The organism is Nonomuraea sp. B19D2 (assembly GCF_040137845.1).
In the GTDB taxonomy this organism is placed as follows: Bacteria; Actinomycetota; Actinomycetes; order Streptosporangiales; family Streptosporangiaceae; genus Nonomuraea.
In genome coordinates, this window is record NZ_JBEFAK010000017.1 from 1 (window position 1) to 17,014 (window position 17,014).

Genomic DNA, 17,014 nt, shown 5'->3' on the forward strand with positions numbered 1-17,014 from the left:
CCTCATCCGCCTGGATGCCTGGTGGAACGGACACCCGCTCGACCGGACCCGCACCAGCCACCTCGCCCGCCTCGAACTGGCAGAACTCGCTCTCGCAGCCTGAGACGAGTTAACCAGCAGGATCGAATCTCCATCGAGGTCCACATGGTCCCACGTGAGCGCCCGCAGCTCCTCTGTACGAGCACCAGTGAGCAGGGACAGCACGATGTAGGCGTGCATGCGGGTTCCCTCTGCCGCCTGGAGTACAGCGTCAGCCTGAGCAAAGGTCAGTGCCTTGGATGGGCGTCCTGCTGTACCTGTGGGCACGTTGCACAGCTCGACGACGTTGCGCTTGACCTTGTCTCGCGCCATGGCTCGCTTGATGGCTCGGTTCAGACACGAGTGCATGATCTGCAATGTTCTCGTGCTCAACGTGACGGCCTTGGCGGCGAGCCACTTGTCCCCGTCTTCGGCTCGAAGGTCGCGAAGCTTCCGCTTGCCCAGACCGGGAACCACGTGGGTGCGACAGATGTTCGGGTAAAGCTTGATCGTGTCTTCGTCGCGTCCGTTGAGACCGTAGGACAACCAGTCGTTCACGGCTCGTTCCACGGTGTGGTCGCTGGGCGCGATCGCCAACCCGTCTTCATGATCGCGTAGAACTTCGTCGTCTTCAAACCCGCTTATCTACCTCGCGGTCGTCTTGGACGTCTTCTCCCACCGCATCGTCGGCTGGGCGATGGCTGACCACATGCGTACTGCGCTGGTGACCGACGCGTTGGCGATGACCGTCCACCAGCGCCACCCAAGAGCCGACTATGCTGCTGCGCGGCTGCAAGCCCTGATGTGTCCATCGAACCGAAGCAACTCCAGTCAGAGCGGGAAGGCGAACATGCCAAGGTATGAAGGATTCGATGTCGATCATCATGGTCTGGAACACCTGTCCCTCCTGTTCACGGCGGAGAAGATTCGGGGTGTCGCGACACCGTACGCGCTTCCGGAGAACGCTCTAAGCATTCTCGGCGAGGGGCAGCGAAAGGAGCACGACAAGTTTCTCCACGAGTTCGTGCAGGAGTTGAACCGCGGAGACTGGGAGGCCAAGCAGATCGGGGAGAAGTTGGGTAAGACCAGCGAGCAGTACTACTCCGCCGACAACGCGGCCGTGCGACGGCTAATCGAGGTGGTCCAGGCTCCGCCGGGCACGAACGGGGACATCCCGAGATGGACCCCTCTGCCCGAAGAAGGACGAGTGGACGAGGTCTCGAGAGCCACCTTCGGGTTTGCGGGAATGATCCCCACTGCCGTGACGGCTTCCGTCACTCAGTTCGTCGTGCTCAACATCGCGACTGTGGACGAGGCCGTCTTACTGCGGCTGTATACCGCCCGGAACATCTGCGCTGCCTTCGCTCTCGGAACGGGGGTCTGGCTGCTCATGATGGTGCCCTCCGATGAAGATCTCATCAGGGCGGTAAATCAGTGGGGGCACACCGCGGAGCAACTGCGCGCCATCTTCGGTCACGACTTTCCTGCGGTTCGCGATGCGCTGGCGGATGTCTGGTCGTCCTCAGAAGCCATGAGCACCGCCGACCGCCGGGTCGCCGAGTTCATTGCAGCAGGGGTACGGCAGGCAATGCTCGCCCAGCGCATGGCGGACACGCTGGCCAGGGCGATGATGGGAGCCGAGGAGATTCACGTCAGGGTGGCGGGGGCCATCGTCCTGATCGCTGCCATCGGGACTGTACTCGCGACGATGAGCTTCAACACCCCGGCTCAGGTGGCAGCCAAGATCGCGGGGCATAAGGTAACCCTAATAACCAGCGTCGCGGCGGCGATCATCAGCGCGGTTTACCTCCGCTACCTGTCCCCGAGCGCGTTCGCGGACGTCAATGCGCCGGTCACGATCACTGACCATGACGGCTACGTGCACACCGTTGAGGGATGGCCGCACTATCTCCCTTCCTTCTAGGCATCTTTCCTCGGCATGGCAACAGGCATCCACGGGTGCCGTGGATGCTGCCCGGTGAGGGCCTACTGCAACGCATACTGCATCGGTGCGCGCCAGCTCCACGGTCATGACCCCGAGCGGAGAACGGGAAATGCAGTGCGGCGGAGAGCGCAGAGTGACGAACTGCGTGACATCAGGAGCGCATCACCCCGCTCAGCAGTGCACAACCCTGCACACTAAACGCTCGTCTACCAGGGCAAAGGCCCAGTTCAATCGATCACGGAACTTCGTTTGGGAGCAAGAAGTCGCAGGTTCAAATCCTGTCGCCCCGACCAGGTCAGCAGGCCCTTCCGAGCCGGGAGGGGCCTGCTGCTTGTCCAAGTGCTTGGCTGAGACGCCCCCGCCGATGTCTGAGCCTGCGCGGCACTTCCCCCGCCGTCGGCCGTTGTCATCGTGCCGGGGGCGGAACGGGGTGGTGTGGTGGGGTTAGTGGGGCGTTCGGTGGTACGGACGCCCCGGGGCGGGCCTGGCCATCCGCTACGACCCGGCGCGGCCGGACGAGCTGGTCTTCCCCGGCCGTGACGGCGAGTTCCCGCCGCCGTGCGACTGGCCGGCGCGCATCCTGCTGGGGCTGCTCGCGGCCGTCTCCGGCCTGCTGCTGCTTCTGGGCCCGCGGCTGCTGCTCGATCTCCGCGCCGCCAGGGCGCCGGCGGTGGTCTGGCGGGCCGCGCCCCGGCTGCTGACCGTCGAGGCCAGGGGCGGCCGGTGGTTCGCCGGCTACCTCCGCCTCACCGCGGAGCCCGTCGGCGGCGGGCCCGTGCGGCGCTACCTTCAGCGCGTCTACTGGGACCCGGCGCTGGACCGGATGCCCCGGCGCAAGCGGAGCCAGCATGGCGTACCGGTTCAGGTCCACGTGGGCGGCTGGCCGTTCCGCCGGGCGGTGGTGCTCCTGGACGACGGCACCCGCCTGTGGCCGGCCGGAAGACTGCGGCGGCGGGCCCGGCACCTTCGGGCGGTACGGCCCCGGCATCGGGCTCGCGGCGGCCGGTGTCGGCTTCGCCACGGTGTACTACATCTGGGGCTGGTACGGCGGCGAGGTCATCTGCGGCAGCGAGGCGTCATGAGTGGCCGAGGCGGGCCGTCAGCCCGTCAGCGTGAGCGGGTTGACCAGGTCGGCGTAGAGCAGCAGGCCGGCCATGATCACCATGACCAACGCGATCGCGTACGTCAGCGGCAGCACCTTGGCGATGTCCACGTAAGCCGGCTCCGGCCGTCGCATGATCCTGGCGTACGCCCGCTTGATGCCCTCCCACAACCCGCCGGCGATGTGGCCGCCGTCGAGCGGCAGCAGCGGGATGAGGTTGAACATGCCGATCGCCAGGTTGAACCCGGCCAGCAGGTTGACGAAGATGGCGATCTTCTTCTCGTTGGACAGGTCGGAGGCGAGGATCTCGCCGCCCATGCGGCCCGCGCCCACGACGCCGACGGGGCCCTCGGGGTCGCGCTTCTCGCCCGAGAAGGCCGCGTGCCAGACGCCGACCATCTTCTCTGGCAGGTTGAGGATCGAGCCCGCCACCCGGCCCGTCAGTTCGCCCATGTAGCCGAGCACCTGGCCGACGCTCTGCCGCTCCATGACCTCGGTGGGCAGGACGCCGAGGAAGCCGACGTTCTTGTCGATCTTCGTCGGATCCTGCGGGTTGGGCCGGTCCTGGGCGATGAGCATGACGTTGAGCGTCATCGGCTTGCCGTCGCGGATGATGCCGACCGCGACGGGGCCGGGGCTGTGGGAGCGGATCAGGCGCATGGCGTCGTCCCAGGAGTTGATCTTCTGGTTGTCGAAGGAGACCATGCGGTCGCCGGGCTTCATGCCCGCCTGGGCTGCCGGGGTCGGCTTGTCGGTGGGCTTGCACGTGTTGCGCTGCTCGGACATCGGGATCACGCACGTGTTGGTGTCGGGCGACACGATCGGGGCCAAGGTGGGCAGGCCGATGCCGACCAGCAGGATGGTGAAGAAGACGAAGGAGAGCACGAAGTTCATCGCCGGGCCGCCGGACATGATGATGACCTTCTGCCACCACTTCTTCCGGTAGAAGACCCGGTCCTCGTCGCCGGGACGGACCTCCTCCTGCGCGGCGTCGCGTGCCGAGTCGATGAGGCCCTGGAACGGCCCCGTCGAGGTGCTCCTGAGCCTGCTCGGGTCGTCGCCGGGGCGTGGCGGGAGCATGCCGATCATGCGGATGTAGCCGCCGAACGGGATCCACTTGATGCCGTACTCGGTCTCGCCCTTCCGCCGCGACCAGGCCGTGGCGCCGAAGCCGACCATGTACTGGGTCACCTTGACGCCGAAAAGCTTGGCAGGCACCAGGTGGCCGATCTCGTGCAGGGCGATGGAGAACATCAGCCCGAGCAGGAAGACGACGATCCCCACGAGATAGAGCCAGTTCATCTATGCGCGCTCCGTAACCGACGACAGGGGGCGGACGCAGGGTCCGACAGCCCCAGGGTAGTCGAACGAGCCGCCCTTCACGGCTTTGCGCCTTTTGCAGGCATTGACAGTACACACCCAAACAATCACTCTGGGTGATGGCAGAGGGGACGTCTTGATTCGGATACTGATAGCCGAGCACCTGCCCTTGGTCCGCCGCGGCCTGCTCGCCACCCTCGGCGCCGGGCCCGATCTGACATCGGCGTAGCCGCGTCGCTTGCCGAACAGTTCGCACCCTCTAGGGCCGCCAGATCAGCACCAGCGCGCAGTCGTCGTTGTGCCCCGAGGCCATGGCGTTGACCAGCGCCCTCGCGCCGTCGCGGAACCCGGAGGGCAGCAGCCGCTCCGCCTCCCCGAGCAGCCGGTCGAGCCCGGCGTCGATGTCGCGGCCGGGCTGCTCGATCAGCCCGTCGGTGAACAGCAGCAGCGCGTCGCCCTTGCGCAGGGTGCCGCTGTCGGGCTCGCAGTGCAGGTCGGGCACCACACCGAGCACGACGCCCTTGGCCGAGGCGACCTGCCAGCTCCCGGTGCCCGCGTCGAACTTCACCACCGGCGGGTGCCCGGCCGAGGTGATCGTGTAGTCGCCGGTGTCCAGGTCGAGGCGTAGATGGACCGCGGTCACGAACCCCTCGTCGCCCCGCTGCCGGTGCAGGTACGTGTTGCACGCGGGCAGGAAGTCGTCGACCGAGCCCAGCAGCCCGCCGAACGTGCCCGACAGCAGCAGCGCCCTGGTGCCCGCGTCGACCCCCTTGCCGGACACGTCGACCAGCGCGATCTCGACGGAGTTGCCGTCACGCATGGAGACCAGGAAGTCACCGCCGAACGAGGACCCGCCCGCCTGCTTGAGCACCACCTTGGCGCCCCACTCCTTGGGCATCGGGGGCAGCTCGCCCTGTCTCTTGAGCCGGTCGCGCAGCTCCAGCAGCATCGCGTCGCCACGCAGGCCCTGAACGCCCAGTTTGCCCCTGGTGCGGGCCATCAGCAGGGCGAGCACGGTGGTGAACGCAACTGTCACCGTGAGTCCCAGCCCGATGCGGCTCACGCCCAGCGTGAGCGCGATGTAGCCGAGCGCGCCCCCGACCGCCACCAGCAGCTTGATCAGGCTGCGCAGCCGGAGCTGGAGGCCGCCGATCAGCGTGACCAGGATGAGCAGCGACGGCGAGAACCACTCGGTGGAGACCTTCGCCGCCAGGACCCCGATGACGAGTGCCAGCGTGGTCAGCGTGATGAGCAGGTTGCGGTCGCGGGCCAGCGGTCCGCGGCGGGCGAACCGCACAGCAGCCACCAGAAAGGGCACCCGCACCAGGACCGCACGGACCCGTGGCGGGATCAACGGCGCCGGTCGGGAACTCATGATGGCCCCGACTGTATCGGTCTGACCCGTGTTTGGGCAGCCCACTTGACCAAGCCCTTGATCATTAAGCACGGATATTGGGTGGCTCTCCCCCTTTGCCCGCTCCTACCGTGGACGAATGACGTACCCGATCCGTCCGATTGACGAATCCGAGTGGCCCGCCTACACGCGGGTGCTCGATGAGGGGTTCAACTGGCGGCCACACCCGCGGCAGGCGGAGCGGTGGAAGCCCCAGACCGAGTTTGACCGCACTCTGGCGGCCTTCGACGGCGACCTGATCGCAGGAGTCACCTCCATCCTGAGCTTCACGATGACGGTGCCCGGAGGGCGGCTCCCCGTCGCGGGCGTGACGAGCGTCAGCGTGCTGCCCTCGCACCGCCGCCGCGGCATCCTGTCCGCGCTGATGCGCAGGCAGCTCGCCGACATCCGCGAGCGCGGCGAGAGCGTCGCCGCCCTGTACGCCTCCGAGTCGGCCATCTACGGCCGCTACGGATACGGCCGTGCCTCGCAGTCCCTGTTCTTCCGCATCGACAAGACCCGCTCGGCATTCGTCAGGAACGCTCCGACGGACCCGTCGCTCCGGATCAGGGTGGCGAGCCCCGCCGACGTACGCGCGGACCTGGAGAGGCTGTTCGCCTCCGTGGCGACCCGGCGGCCCGGACGCTACGACCGCAAGCCCTCGATCTGGGACGACGTGCTGGCCGATGAGGACTTCGACCAGCACGGGAACGGGCCGCTGCGCTCGGTCCTCGCCGAGGACGACGGCGGTCTGCGCGGCTACGCGCTGTTCCGCGTCAAGGCGAGCTGGGACGCGAACGGTCTCCCCGCCGGGGAGCTGAAGCTGCAGGAACTGGAGGCGACCGACCCGGCGGCCTACGCCCTGCTCTGGCGCAGCATCCTGGACCGCGACCTGGTCTCCGAAGTCGAGTCGGGCGGCAGACCGGTGGACGACCCCCTGATCGCGCTGCTCGCCGACCAGCGCCGGCTGCGCGCGAGCATGCACGACGAGCTGTGGGTACGCGTGGTCGAGGTGGACAAGGCGCTGGCCGCACGCTCCTATTCGGCGGCGGTCGACGTGGTGATCGAGGTCGAGGACGACGTGTGCCCGTGGAACGCGGGGCGCTGGCGGCTCACCGCCGACCCGGCGGGCGCCGAGTGCAAGCAGGTCGAGGACGAGCCGGACGTGACGCTGCCGGTGTCCGCGCTCGGCTCGGCGTACCTGGGCGCCGGCCTGCTGGCGGAGTCGCTGGAGGCGGGCCTGCTGCGCGAGCACTCCCCCGGCTCGGTGCGCGCGCTGGCCACCGCGATGTCGTGGAGCCCGAAACCGTGGGGAGGTCTGGTGTTCTGACGTAGAGTCGGACGCATGGCCCTGCAAAGCCTGCAGATCACCGCGACCGTCGCCATGCGTGCCCGCGACGTGTCCAGACCGTCGAAGGAGCAGCAGGAGGCCGCCGACCGGCGGCCTCTGCGCGACGAGATGCCCAAGCGCGAGACCAAGCGCAAGGGTTAGGGCAGCGAGGGCAGCTGGCCGATCGTCTCGTACGTGGTCAGCTGGGCGATGCGCCTGCTGTGCCGCTCGCTGCCGGAGAAGGCCGTGGCCAGGAAGACCTCGACGAAACCGGTGGCCTCCTCGGTGGAGTGCATGCGCGCGCCGACGCTGATCACGTTGGCGTTGTTGTGCTCGCGGGCCAGCCGGGCCGTCTCATCGCTCCAGGCCAGGGCCGCGCGGATGCCGCGCACCTTGTTGGCGGCGATCTGCTCGCCGTTGCCCGAACCTCCGATCACCACCCCCAGGCTCGCGGGGTCACCCGCGACGCCCTCGGCCGCGCGCAGCACGAACGCCGGGTAGTCGTCCTCGGGGTCGTAGACGAAAGGACCGCAGTCGGTCACCTCGTGACCGTGGTCCTTGAGCCAGGACACGAGGTGGTTCTTGAGCTCATAGCCGGCATGGTCGGCACCGATGTAGACACGCACCCGCCCAGTCTTCCACAGGCCCCGCCGATGAGAGTCGCTGGCTAGAGTAAGGACCCCTACCGGTTTCCACCCCTTACGAAAGTAGAGACTCATGCGTGAGATCCGCGTCATCGGCGATCCGGTCCTGCGCACGCCCGCCGCCCCCGTGACGGACTTCGACCGCGAGCTGCGCCGGCTGATCGAGGAGATGTTCCAGGCGATGTACGCGGTCAACGGCGTGGGCCTGGCCGGCCCGCAGATCGGCGTGTCGAGGCGGCTGTTCGTGTACGACATCGCCGGGCGCAAGGGCCACATGATCAATCCGGTGCTGACCGTCGACGACGACGAAGAGGTGGTGGACGAGGAGGGCTGCCTGTCCGTGCCGGATCGCCAGACGCACCAGCCGATCTACGCCCCGGTCGGGCGCGCCGCGGGCGTGAGCGTCGAGGGCCTCGACAGGCTGCAGCGCCCGGTGCGGATCAAGGCCCGCGGGTCGCTGGCACGCTGCTTCCAGCACGAGACCGAGCACCTGGACGGCAAGCTCTACGTGGATCGCCTGCCGCGAAACGAGGCGCGCAAGATCATGCTCAGAGCATAGGTTGATCGAATGAGCATACTTTCCGGGAAAGGCGCATTGGTCACAGGGGGATCCAGGGGCATCGGGAAGGCCATCGTAGAGCGGCTGACCTCCGACGGAGCCGAGGTGGTCTTCTGCTACGAGCGCTCAGCGGAGGCCGCCGAGCAGGTCGCCAAGGAGACGGGCGCGCACGCCGTACAGGCGGATCTGGGCGGCAAGGAGGACCTGGCGCGGTTGTTCAGTGCGGCCGAGTCGCGGCTGCCCGGGCTCGACATCCTGGTCAACAACGCGGCCGCCGTGCTCGGGCAGAAGCTCATGGCGGAGATCACGGACGAGGAGTACGAGCGGGTGTTCGCGGTCAACACCCGCTCGGTCTTCCTGGCCATGCAGTGGGCCGCGCGGGTGATGCGCGACGGCGGGCGCATCGTCAACATCTCCACGCTCAACACCCAGGTGCCCGCTCCCGCCCTGTCGCTCTACTGCGGCAGCAAGGCGGCCATCGAGCAGTTCGCCAAGGTGGCGGCGCGGGAGCTGGGCGAGCGCGGGATCACCGTCAACGCGGTCTCGTCCGGCGCCACCGACACCGACATGCTGCGGGGCACCAATCCGCCGGAGTCGCTGGCGCAGACCGCGGCGTTCACGGCGCTGCAACGGCTCGGGCAGCCCGACGACATCGCCTCCGTGGTCGCCTTCCTGGCCGGCCCCGACTCACGCTGGATCACCGGCCAGAACCTGATCGCCAGCGGCGGCCTGCTCGTCTGACCGGCACCCGCTCCCGGGGGCGCGCCCCAGCTCCGGCGCGCCCCTTACAACTGCATGGCCTTGGTCTCGAGGTACTCCTCCAGCCCCTGCTCGCCCAGCTCGCGCCCCACGCCCGACTGCTTGTAGCCGCCGAACGGCGCCAGCGGGTTGAACCGGCCGCCGTTGATGGCCACCTGGCCCGTGCGCAGCCGCCGGGCGACCGCGACCGCGCGGTCCTCGGCGCCGGACCAGACCGCCCCGGCCAGGCCGTACTTCGTGCCGTTGGCGATCTGGACGGCGGCGTCCTCGGTCGTGTACGGGACGAGCGACAGCACGGGCCCGAAGATCTCCTCCTGCTCGATCGTCATCCCGGGTTCCACCCCCGCGAACACCGTGGGCTCGACGTAGTAGCCCCGGTCGTGCGGCCGCTCGGTGCCGCCCGCCACGAGCCTGGCGCCCTCCTCCTGGCCCCGGTTGATGTAGCGGACCACGCGGTCGCGCTGGATCGCGGACACCAGCGGGCCGATTCTGGTCGACTCGTCGAACGGGTCGCCCACGATGTAGCCGCGCGCCGCCTCGACGGCCAGCCGGACGGCGTCGTCGTACTGGTCGCGGTGGACGATCATGCGGGTCCAGGCCGAGCAGGTCTGGCCGGCGTTGACGAAGCAGTTGGCCACGCCGACCTTGACGGCCAGCGCCAGATCGGCGTCGGGCAGGATGATGTTCGCCGACTTGCCCCCGAGCTCGAGCGCGACCCGCTTGACGGACTCCGCGGCCAGTGAGGCCACCCTGCGCCCGGCCGTCGTCGAACCGGTGAAGGAGACCATGTCCACCTCGGGGTGGGCGGCCATGGCCTCGCCGATGACCGGTCCACGCCCGCTGACCAGGTTGAACACGCCTGGGGGCAGGCCCACCTCGGCGAAGATCTCCGCCAGCGCGTACGCCGCCAGCGGCGCCACCTCGCTCGGCTTGAGCACCACGGTGCAGCCGGCGGCCAGCGCCGGGCCCACCTTGCACACGATCTGGTGCAACGGGTAGTTCCACGGGGTGATCGCCGCCACCACCCCGATCGGCTCCTTGACCACCGTCGAGTTGCCGATGCGCGACTCGCGGGGATAGCTCTCGGCCATCTGCGCGTAGGACGACAGAACGGTGGCCGGCATGAGCGTCTGCACCTTGAGCGCGAAGCCCAGCGGCGCGCCCATGTCGGTCGCGATGGTCTTGGCGATCTCCTCGGAGCGCTGCTTCAGCAGCTCGGCGGCGTCGCCGAGAAGCTTGCCGCGCTCTGCGGCGGCCATGTCGGCCCAGCCGGGGAAGGCTCCCCTGGCCGCCGCCACGGCGGCCTCGACATCGTCGGGGGAGCCCGCGGGCACCCGGTCGATGATCTCTTCCGTGGCCGGGTTGACGACCTCGATGGGCTCGTCCGACGCAGAAGCGGTCCAGGAGCCGCCGATGTACAGCTGACGCATAGCCACCATCCTGTCAGCACCTCAGGACGATGCGAGGGCTCATCCCGACCAAGGGGATAAGTCTTCTACACCGCAAGCAGCGTTCTTCCGTCAGCGTACGATGATTGACCCCGGGAAAATGAGACTGTCAGTCGAATTGCGGCCGCTTCGTCCGGCTGCGCTTCAGCTCGAAGAAGTCATCGAACGCAGTGACAGCCAGCACACCGTCCCAGAGCCGGCCCGCGTCCTCCCCTCGAATGATCTTGGTGATCACGGGTCCGAAGAAGGCGTTGGCGCCGACGCGGATGACCGGCGTCCCGACCTCCTGGCCGACGAGGTCGATGCCCTCGTTGTGCGAGGCGCGGATGGCGTCGTCCCACTCCTCGGAGTCGGCGGCGTCGGCGAGCTCCTTCTCGAGCCCCGCGGCCTCGAGCGCGCGCTCCCTGACCTCGCGCAGGCGCTCCGGCTCCTTGCCCAGGCCCTGGTTGTGCAGGAGGGTGCCGAGCTCGGTGTAGAGCGGGCCGACGGCCTGCTCGCCGTGCTTGGCCGCGGCCGCGGCCACCACGCGGACGGTGCCCATGGCACGCTTGGTCGACTCGCGGTACTCGTCCGGGACGTCCTTGTCCTCGTTCAGGACGGAGAGGGACATGATGCGCCAGCGCGGCTGGATGGGGCGTACTTTCTCGACTTCGAGAAGCCACCGTGACGTCACCCATGCGAAGGGACAGGCAGGATCGAACCACAGGTCCACGGGAATCTTTTCAGTCACGTGTGGCCATAACCTGAGGTGGTCCACGGCATATTCCCATCACGGGTACATACCGGCAAACTTCGATGAAGTGGTGAAAAGGAGCGCAACTTGGCAGGCAACCTGACCCGGGACGAGGCTCGTGAGCGCGCCCGGCTGTTGAAGGTCGAGTCGTACGAGGTCGCACTCGACCTGACGGAGGGAGACGAGCGCTTCGAGAGCGTCACGACGGTCCGCTTCACCAGCAGCCGCCCGGGCGAGTCCACCTTCATCGACCTGCACGGCGCCGACGTGCGCAAGGTGACGCTCAACGGCAAGGACCTCGACGTGTCGGCGTACGACGCCGACGCGGGGCGCTTCCCGCTCCCCTCGCTGGCCGAGGCCAACGAGCTGCGGGTGGACGCCGACTGCAGCTACATGCGCACGGGCGAGGGCCTGCACCGCTTCGTCGACCCGGTGGACAAGAAGGTCTATCTGCACAGCCAGTTCGAGACGGCCGACGCGCACCGCATGTACGCCTGCTTCGACCAGCCCGACCTCAAGGCCACGTTCCAGCTCACCGTGCTGGCCCCGGCCGACTGGGAGGTCGTCTCCAACGCCGCCGTCTCCAATGTCGAGGAGCTGCCCGAGCAGAGCGGCAAGCACGGCACGGTGCCGGCGGCCAGGCGGTGGGAGTTCCCGCCCACCCAGGTCATGTCGACGTACATCACCGCGCTGGTGGCCGGGCCTTACCACAAGGTGACCGCCGAGCACGACGGCATCCCGCTGGGGATCTACTGCCGCGCCTCGCTGGCCGAGCACCTCGACCCCGACAACATCCTCGAGGTCACCAGGCAGGGGTTCGACTTCTTCCACAAGGTGTTCGGGGTGCGTTACCCGTTCGGGAAGTACGACCAGTGCTTCGTGCCCGAGTTCAACGCCGGCGCCATGGAGAACGCGGGCTGTGTCACGTTCCTGGAGGACTACGTCTTCCGCTCCCGGGTCACCGACGCGGTGGTCGAGCGGCGCGCGGAGACGATCCTGCACGAGATGGCGCACATGTGGTTCGGCGACCTCGTCACCATGCGCTGGTGGGACGACCTGTGGCTGAACGAGTCGTTCGCCACCTACATGTCCGTCCTCGCCCAGGCCGAGGCCACGAGGTGGGGCAAGGGCGCGTGGACCACGTTCGCGAACGTGGAGAAGTCCTGGGCCTACCGCCAGGACCAGCTTCCCTCGACCCATCCCATCTCCGCGGACATCCCGGACATGCAGGCGGTCGAGGTCAACTTCGACGGCATCACGTACGCCAAGGGCGCCTCGGTGCTCAAGCAGCTCGTGGCCTACGTCGGCCTGGACAACTTCCTGGCCGGCGTGCGCGACTACTTCGCCGAGCACGCCTGGGGCAACACCGAGCTGAAGGACCTGCTCAACGCCCTGGAGCGGACCTCCGGCCGCGACCTGTCGTCCTGGTCGAAGGAGTGGCTGGAGACCTCCTGGGTGAACACGCTGCGGCCCTCGTTCGAGGTGTCCGGCGGCCGCTTCACCAGCTTCGAGGTGCTGCAGGAGGCGCCCGCCGAGCACCCGACGCTGCGCTCGCACCGGGTCGCGATCGGCCTGTACTCGCTGGTGGACGGCGAGCTCAAGCGGACCAAGCGGGTCGAGCTGGACGTGGTCGGCGCCCGTACGAGCGTGGCCCAGCTCGTCGGCGAGGAGCAGCCGGACCTGGTGCTGCTCAACGACGACGACCTGACCTACGCGAAGATCCGCCTCGACGAGCGGTCGATGCGCACGCTGGTCGACGGCGGCATCACGGCGTTCACCGAGTCGCTGCCCCGGGCCCTGTGCTGGTCGGCGGCCTGGGACATGACCCGCGACGGCGAGATGGCCACCCGCGACTACGTCAAGCTGGTCGTCTCGGGCGCCGGCACGCTCAAGGACATCACGGTCCTGCAGGCGGTGCTGCGGCAGGCGCGCATGGCCACGCAGCAGTACGCCGACCCGGCCTGGCGGCCCGAGGGCCTGGCGGTGCTGGCCGCGGAGCTGCGCTCGCTGCTCGGCTCGGCCGCTCCCGGCTCCGACCAGCAGCTCGCGTTCCTGCAGGCGTTCGCGCCGGTGGCCGTCTCCGACGCGGACCTCGACGTGCTGCAGCGCATCCTGGACGGCTCCGAGGTCCCCGACGGGCTGAGCGTGGACGCCGACCTGCGCTGGACGCTCACGCACGCGCTGGTCTCCGGCGGACGGCTGGGCGAGGCCGACATCGACGCCGAGCTGGAGCGGGACCCTACGGCGACGGGTGAGCGTTCGGCGGCGCTGTGCCGGGCCGCGATCCCGACGGCCGAGGCCAAGGCCGCCGCCTGGGAGCGGGTGGTGGGCGGCAAGCTGGCCAACCACATCGCGCGCACGACGATCACGGGGTTCCAGGACCCGCACCACCCCGAGCTGCTGGAGCCGTACCGGGAGAAGTACTTCGCCGAGGTGGGACGCATCTACCGGGAGTGGACGTTCGACCAGGCATCGACGTTCGCGGTGGGGTGCTTCCCCGCGCTGCTCATCGAGCCGGAGACCGTGAAGGCGGCCGAGGACTACCTGGAGGCCGAGCAGCCGCCGCAGGCCCTGCGGCGGCTCATCCTGGAGGGCGCCGACGGCGTCAGCCGGGCGCTGCGTAACAGGGAGAAGGACGCCGCGTCCGCCTGACGCGCCGCTTTCGAGGGCCCCCGCCGCCGGCGGGGGCCCTTCGCGCCCGGGGCGGTGTTCACCGAGTTGACGTTGGCAGCTGAGGTGCGGTGTTAGCCTCGGTTACGTGCTAGGCGCGGGGACCACCCTCAATGATCGCTACGTGCTCGCCGGCCGCCTGGGCGGCGGTGGCATGGGCGAGGTGTGGCATGCCGACGACACGGTCCTCGGGCGGGCGGTGGCGGTCAAGGTGCTCATGCCCGCGCTGAGCGAGAGCCCGACGTTCACCCAGCGGTTCCAGAACGAAGCCAGGGCCATGGCCACCCTCCGGCATCCAGGCGTGGTCGACGTCTACGACTACGGCGTCTGCGACGTCGAGGGCCGCCAGGTGAGCTTCCTGGTCATGGAGTACATCCAGGGCGAGTCGCTCGACCGTGTCCTGCGGCGCGGCCCGCTCGGTCCCGCGGCCGCCATGCGGCTGGTCGCCGAGGTCGGCGACGCGCTGGCCGCCGCGCACGCGCAGGGCATCGTCCACCGCGACGTCAAGCCGGCCAACCTCATGGTCAGGCCCGACGGCGGCGTGGTGCTCACCGACTTCGGCATCGCCCATTCGGTCTCTGCCGGCCACCTGACGGCCACGGGCACGATGCTCTGCTCGGCCGGCTACTGCGCTCCCGAGATGGCCACGGCCAGCGAGGTGACGCCCGCGGTCGACGTCTACGCCCTCGGAGTCGTCGCGTACGAGTGCCTGACGGGCCGGCTGCCGTTCCAGGGCGACACGCCCGTACAGATCATCTTCAAGCACCTCAACTCCCCCGTCCCGCGACTGCCCGACGACGTGCCGCCCGCGCCGCGTCAGGTGGTGTCGCGGGCGCTGGAGAAGACGCCCGACCGGCGCTGGCAGACGGCCACGCTGATGGCGGAGGCCGCCCGCAGGGCGCTGGCCGCCCCGGACACACCGCAGCCCACGCCGCGCCCGCACCGCCCCCACCGCGCGCTGCGGGCGGTGCTCACGATGGCCGCCGCCGTGGTGGTGTCGGCGGCCGTGGCGGGCTCGATCTGGCTGCGTCCCGCCCAGCAGGCGAGCACCGAGGAGGTGCCGCCGACCGTGGACGTCACCGTGGTCACCGGGCTCTCCTCGCCGCCCTCCTCGAGCGCCGCCAGGCCTTCCACGCCTCCGGCCAGACGCGTCCCCACCTCCAAGCCGGGCCACACCACCACGCCCGTGCCGAGCCCCAGCGCCACGGTCAGCACCACCCCGACCAGGACGCCCACCCCCACGCCGACCACCTCCGAGCCCAAGCCCCCGACCGAGGAGCCGACCACGCCCGGCCCCGAGGAGCCGCCCCCGTCCTCCGACCCCACGGTCAGCGGCCCGCCGGGGGAGATCCAGTGCATCCGCTCCCCGTGTCCATGATCATTCTCAACCGCTCGCCGGCCATGAGAGAGTCGTCGGGTGGACTCGACTCGTGACCTGCTCATCGCTCTTGCCCACCGCTATGCCTTCGCGGACCTCGGTGCGCTCGCGCCTACCGCGGAGATCGCCGGAGTGTGCGAGTTCGGCCACCGGCTGCTCTCGCTCGACGCGGAGGACTTCGCGGCCGAGGCCAAGGGCGTCCCGGCCGAGCTGCGGCGGCGCGCGCGGGCGTGCCATATGCCGCAGACGCCGCGCGAGCAGCCCCGCGGGGCGCTCGACTCGTTGCGGCCCGCGTACGGCCTGCTGCTCGAGGTGATCGCCGTACGGTGGCACCGGCGCGAGCTGAGCCCGATGATCGCCGCGGTCCACATCGCCAGCGAGTACCTGCCGCTGCTGGCCTTCGAGCCCCATCTCGGCCACGCCGGCGACCCCGTCCGCTGGCCCGACGGGCTGAGCGCGCCGGGGAGCCGCTTCGGCGTGATCGGCGACCGGGAGTGCGACCACACCAAGTCCGAGCAGTCCGCGACCAACCGGACGTTGCGGGTCTCCACGGAGCCGGCCGAGGGCTGGCGCGCGTACTTCGACCGGCAGCACAGCCAGGTGGCCGGCGCGCTCGCCGTCTGCGTCGCCACCTGCCGCAACCCGTGCACGGCCATGGACTGGATCTCGCCGGAGCCCCGCGCCGACCTTCAGCTCCGCGCCCGCACGGCGCTCGCCTTCGCCGAGACCCCGCTCGTCCGGTTGCGGCACGCCGCTCCGGTGGGGCACGGGTTCGGGGTGCCGTCGCCGGAGGAGGTGCTGGACGCCTGGGAACGCAGCCGCGGCGCGCTCGACAAGAACGCCGTCGGGGGCTCGGCCCTCAAGGACGACGGGTTCCCGCTGCCTGGGCTGCCGGCGCTGTTCTCGGCCATCGCGTCTGCGCCGATCGAGCCGGCGACGCTGCTGAGCGGGGTCAGCGAGCACATCGCGGGGCTCCTCGAACGCCTCTAGCCACGCGCCGAAGGCTGTGGGGATCAGCGGCGGGCAGTGGCTTGTTCGGCGAGGGCGGCGATGCCGTAGAGGAGGCCGCCCACCAGGTCGCCGGCGCTGAACGCCGTGGCCATCGACATCGCCGTCAACCGGCAGGCCCCGTCCGACAGCCGCCTCCTGGCGCGCTCCCCCGTCACGATCTCCAGGGCGCGGCCGCGCAGGTCCACGAGGATCACCACGGCGTCGCCGGCCTCCTCGCCCAGTGCGGCGTGCAGGCGTTCGGCGAAGTGACGGCGTGAGCCCACCGGCTCCCCGAGGAACACCCCGAAGCGGAGCCCGCTGCGCCGTTCCGCGGCGAGCATGGCCCGTCTGACGTCGTCGGCCTGGGCGACGGTCAGTCCTCGCATCGTCACCTCACCATCCGGCGGAGGCCCCGCCGACGTGCCTGCCGGGCTCGGCCGTCTCTGCGGCGGCCACCCAGTCGTGCTCCGGAACGTCCGCCCAGTGCGCCACCCGGTCGGTCAGCACCAGGTCCGAGGTGCTGACACCGCGCTCGCTCCTGGACGGGCCGCCCAGCCACACCGGGCCGGACTCGATCCGGCGCTGCGCCCCGCGGCCCGGCAGCATGACCAGCAGGCTGATCACCACGAACAGCCCCAACGACACCCCGATGAGGAAGAGCAGAATCTCGCCCGCGCTGTGCACACAAGAAACGTAATCCCGATGCGCGCACCGGGCCAGACCCA

17 protein-coding genes are annotated in these 17,014 nt (G+C 69.5%); 9 read left to right on the forward strand and 8 right to left on the reverse strand.

All coding sequences use genetic code 11. The features are described from left to right. On the reverse strand, positions 1-576 hold a 576-nt coding region (locus tag ABN273_RS28815), incomplete at its 3' end, for a site-specific integrase (protein ID WP_502911146.1). Between the two features lie 103 nt (positions 577-679). Between ABN273_RS28815 and ABN273_RS28820 the strand changes: the two genes are divergently transcribed. Both ABN273_RS28820 and ABN273_RS28825 read left to right on the forward strand, forming a co-directional pair. Further along, positions 680-1,942 carry a hypothetical protein gene (locus ABN273_RS28820; protein ID WP_349452171.1) on the forward strand — a complete coding sequence of 421 codons (1,263 nt, stop codon included), beginning with the start codon at positions 680-682 and terminating at the stop codon, positions 1,940-1,942. An 869-nt stretch (positions 1,943-2,811) separates the two neighbouring features. Next, a complete protein-coding gene (locus tag ABN273_RS28825; RefSeq protein WP_349452172.1) occupies positions 2,812-3,045 on the forward strand; it encodes a hypothetical protein in 234 nt (77 codons plus the stop codon). Positions 3,046-3,062: 17 nt separating this feature from the next. Here the strand turns inward: ABN273_RS28825 and ABN273_RS28830 are convergent, their stop codons facing one another. Together ABN273_RS28830 and ABN273_RS28835 are read right to left on the reverse strand one after the other, a co-directional pair. Then, positions 3,063-4,367 carry a M50 family metallopeptidase gene (locus ABN273_RS28830; protein WP_349452173.1) on the reverse strand — a complete coding sequence of 435 codons (1,305 nt, stop codon included), beginning with the start codon at positions 4,365-4,367 and terminating at the stop codon, positions 3,063-3,065. A 277-nt stretch (positions 4,368-4,644) separates the two neighbouring features. Next, positions 4,645-5,760: a PP2C family protein-serine/threonine phosphatase gene (locus tag ABN273_RS28835; RefSeq protein ID WP_349452174.1), complete on the reverse strand. Its 1,116-nt coding sequence runs from the start codon at positions 5,758-5,760 to the stop codon at positions 4,645-4,647. 118 nt (positions 5,761-5,878) lie between these two features. Between ABN273_RS28835 and ABN273_RS28840 the strand changes: the two genes are divergently transcribed. Continuing rightward, positions 5,879-7,108, forward strand: coding sequence for a GNAT family N-acetyltransferase (locus tag ABN273_RS28840; protein WP_349452175.1), 1,230 nt, complete (start codon positions 5,879-5,881; stop codon positions 7,106-7,108). 15 nt (positions 7,109-7,123) lie between these two features. Continuing rightward, on the forward strand, positions 7,124-7,270 hold the full coding sequence (locus ABN273_RS28845; RefSeq protein WP_349452176.1) for a hypothetical protein: 147 nt from the start codon (positions 7,124-7,126) through the stop codon (positions 7,268-7,270). On the opposite strand, the gene ABN273_RS28850 is transcribed toward ABN273_RS28845, so the two are convergent. After that, complete coding sequence (locus ABN273_RS28850; RefSeq protein ID WP_349452178.1) at positions 7,267-7,734, reverse strand: ribose-5-phosphate isomerase; 468 nt, start codon at positions 7,732-7,734, stop codon at positions 7,267-7,269. The genes ABN273_RS28845 and ABN273_RS28850 overlap by 4 nt on opposite strands. Positions 7,735-7,825: 91 nt before the next feature. Here ABN273_RS28850 and def point away from each other — a divergent pair, with 91 nt between their 5' ends. Then, the gene (def, locus tag ABN273_RS28855; RefSeq protein WP_349452179.1) at positions 7,826-8,311 is read left to right on the forward strand and encodes a peptide deformylase; all 486 of its coding nucleotides are present in this window, start codon (positions 7,826-7,828) and stop codon (positions 8,309-8,311) included. A 9-nt stretch (positions 8,312-8,320) separates the two neighbouring features. Next, complete coding sequence (locus ABN273_RS28860) at positions 8,321-9,052, forward strand: SDR family oxidoreductase (protein WP_349452180.1); 732 nt, start codon at positions 8,321-8,323, stop codon at positions 9,050-9,052. Between the two features lie 44 nt (positions 9,053-9,096). Here ABN273_RS28860 and ABN273_RS28865 read toward each other — a convergent pair whose 3' ends face one another. Further along, complete coding sequence (locus ABN273_RS28865; protein WP_349452181.1) at positions 9,097-10,500, reverse strand: aldehyde dehydrogenase family protein; 1,404 nt, start codon at positions 10,498-10,500, stop codon at positions 9,097-9,099. Between the two features lie 127 nt (positions 10,501-10,627). Next, the gene (locus ABN273_RS28870) at positions 10,628-11,275 is read right to left on the reverse strand and encodes a mycothiol-dependent nitroreductase Rv2466c family protein (RefSeq protein ID WP_502911147.1); all 648 of its coding nucleotides are present in this window, start codon (positions 11,273-11,275) and stop codon (positions 10,628-10,630) included. 63 nt (positions 11,276-11,338) lie between these two features. On the opposite strand from ABN273_RS28870, the gene pepN reads away from it, so the two are divergent. The 3 genes from pepN (at position 11,339) to ABN273_RS28885 (ending at position 16,289) form a co-directional block, all read left to right on the forward strand. Then, positions 11,339-13,903, forward strand: coding sequence for an aminopeptidase N (pepN, locus tag ABN273_RS28875; RefSeq protein ID WP_349452183.1), 2,565 nt, complete (start codon positions 11,339-11,341; stop codon positions 13,901-13,903). A gap of 106 nt (positions 13,904-14,009) precedes the next feature. Beyond that, complete coding sequence (locus ABN273_RS28880) at positions 14,010-15,299, forward strand: serine/threonine-protein kinase (RefSeq protein WP_349452184.1); 1,290 nt, start codon at positions 14,010-14,012, stop codon at positions 15,297-15,299. Positions 15,300-15,338: 39 nt separating this feature from the next. After that, the gene (locus tag ABN273_RS28885) at positions 15,339-16,289 is read left to right on the forward strand and encodes a hypothetical protein (RefSeq protein WP_349452185.1); all 951 of its coding nucleotides are present in this window, start codon (positions 15,339-15,341) and stop codon (positions 16,287-16,289) included. A 23-nt stretch (positions 16,290-16,312) separates the two neighbouring features. Here the strand turns inward: ABN273_RS28885 and ABN273_RS28890 are convergent, their stop codons facing one another. Both ABN273_RS28890 and ABN273_RS28895 read right to left on the reverse strand, forming a co-directional pair. After that, entirely contained in the window at positions 16,313-16,675 is a 363-nt protein-coding gene (locus tag ABN273_RS28890; RefSeq protein WP_349452186.1) for a DUF5130 family protein, read from the reverse strand. Positions 16,676-16,682: 7 nt separating this feature from the next. After that, complete coding sequence (locus ABN273_RS28895; RefSeq protein WP_349452187.1) at positions 16,683-16,973, reverse strand: hypothetical protein; 291 nt, start codon at positions 16,971-16,973, stop codon at positions 16,683-16,685. Positions 16,974-17,014: the final 41 nt, after the last annotated feature.

What these genes read in the sequence shown, in the direction of transcription:
- ABN273_RS28865 (WP_349452181.1), bottom strand. Translation starts at nt 10,500, where the DNA reads ATGCGTCAGCTGTACATCGGCGGCTCCTGGACCGCTTCTGCGTCGGAC.
- ABN273_RS28830 (WP_349452173.1), bottom strand. Translation starts at nt 4,367, where the DNA reads ATGAACTGGCTCTATCTCGTGGGGATCGTCGTCTTCCTGCTCGGGCTG.
- ABN273_RS28825 (WP_349452172.1), top strand. Translation starts at nt 2,812, where the DNA reads ATGGCGTACCGGTTCAGGTCCACGTGGGCGGCTGGCCGTTCCGCCGGG.
- ABN273_RS28860 (WP_349452180.1), top strand. Translation starts at nt 8,321, where the DNA reads ATGAGCATACTTTCCGGGAAAGGCGCATTGGTCACAGGGGGATCCAGG.
- ABN273_RS28845 (WP_349452176.1), top strand. Translation starts at nt 7,124, where the DNA reads ATGGCCCTGCAAAGCCTGCAGATCACCGCGACCGTCGCCATGCGTGCC.
- ABN273_RS28890 (WP_349452186.1), bottom strand. Translation starts at nt 16,675, where the DNA reads ATGCGAGGACTGACCGTCGCCCAGGCCGACGACGTCAGACGGGCCATG.
- def (WP_349452179.1), top strand. Translation starts at nt 7,826, where the DNA reads ATGCGTGAGATCCGCGTCATCGGCGATCCGGTCCTGCGCACGCCCGCC.
- ABN273_RS28840 (WP_349452175.1), top strand. Translation starts at nt 5,879, where the DNA reads ATGACGTACCCGATCCGTCCGATTGACGAATCCGAGTGGCCCGCCTAC.
- ABN273_RS28835 (WP_349452174.1), bottom strand. Translation starts at nt 5,760, where the DNA reads ATGAGTTCCCGACCGGCGCCGTTGATCCCGCCACGGGTCCGTGCGGTC.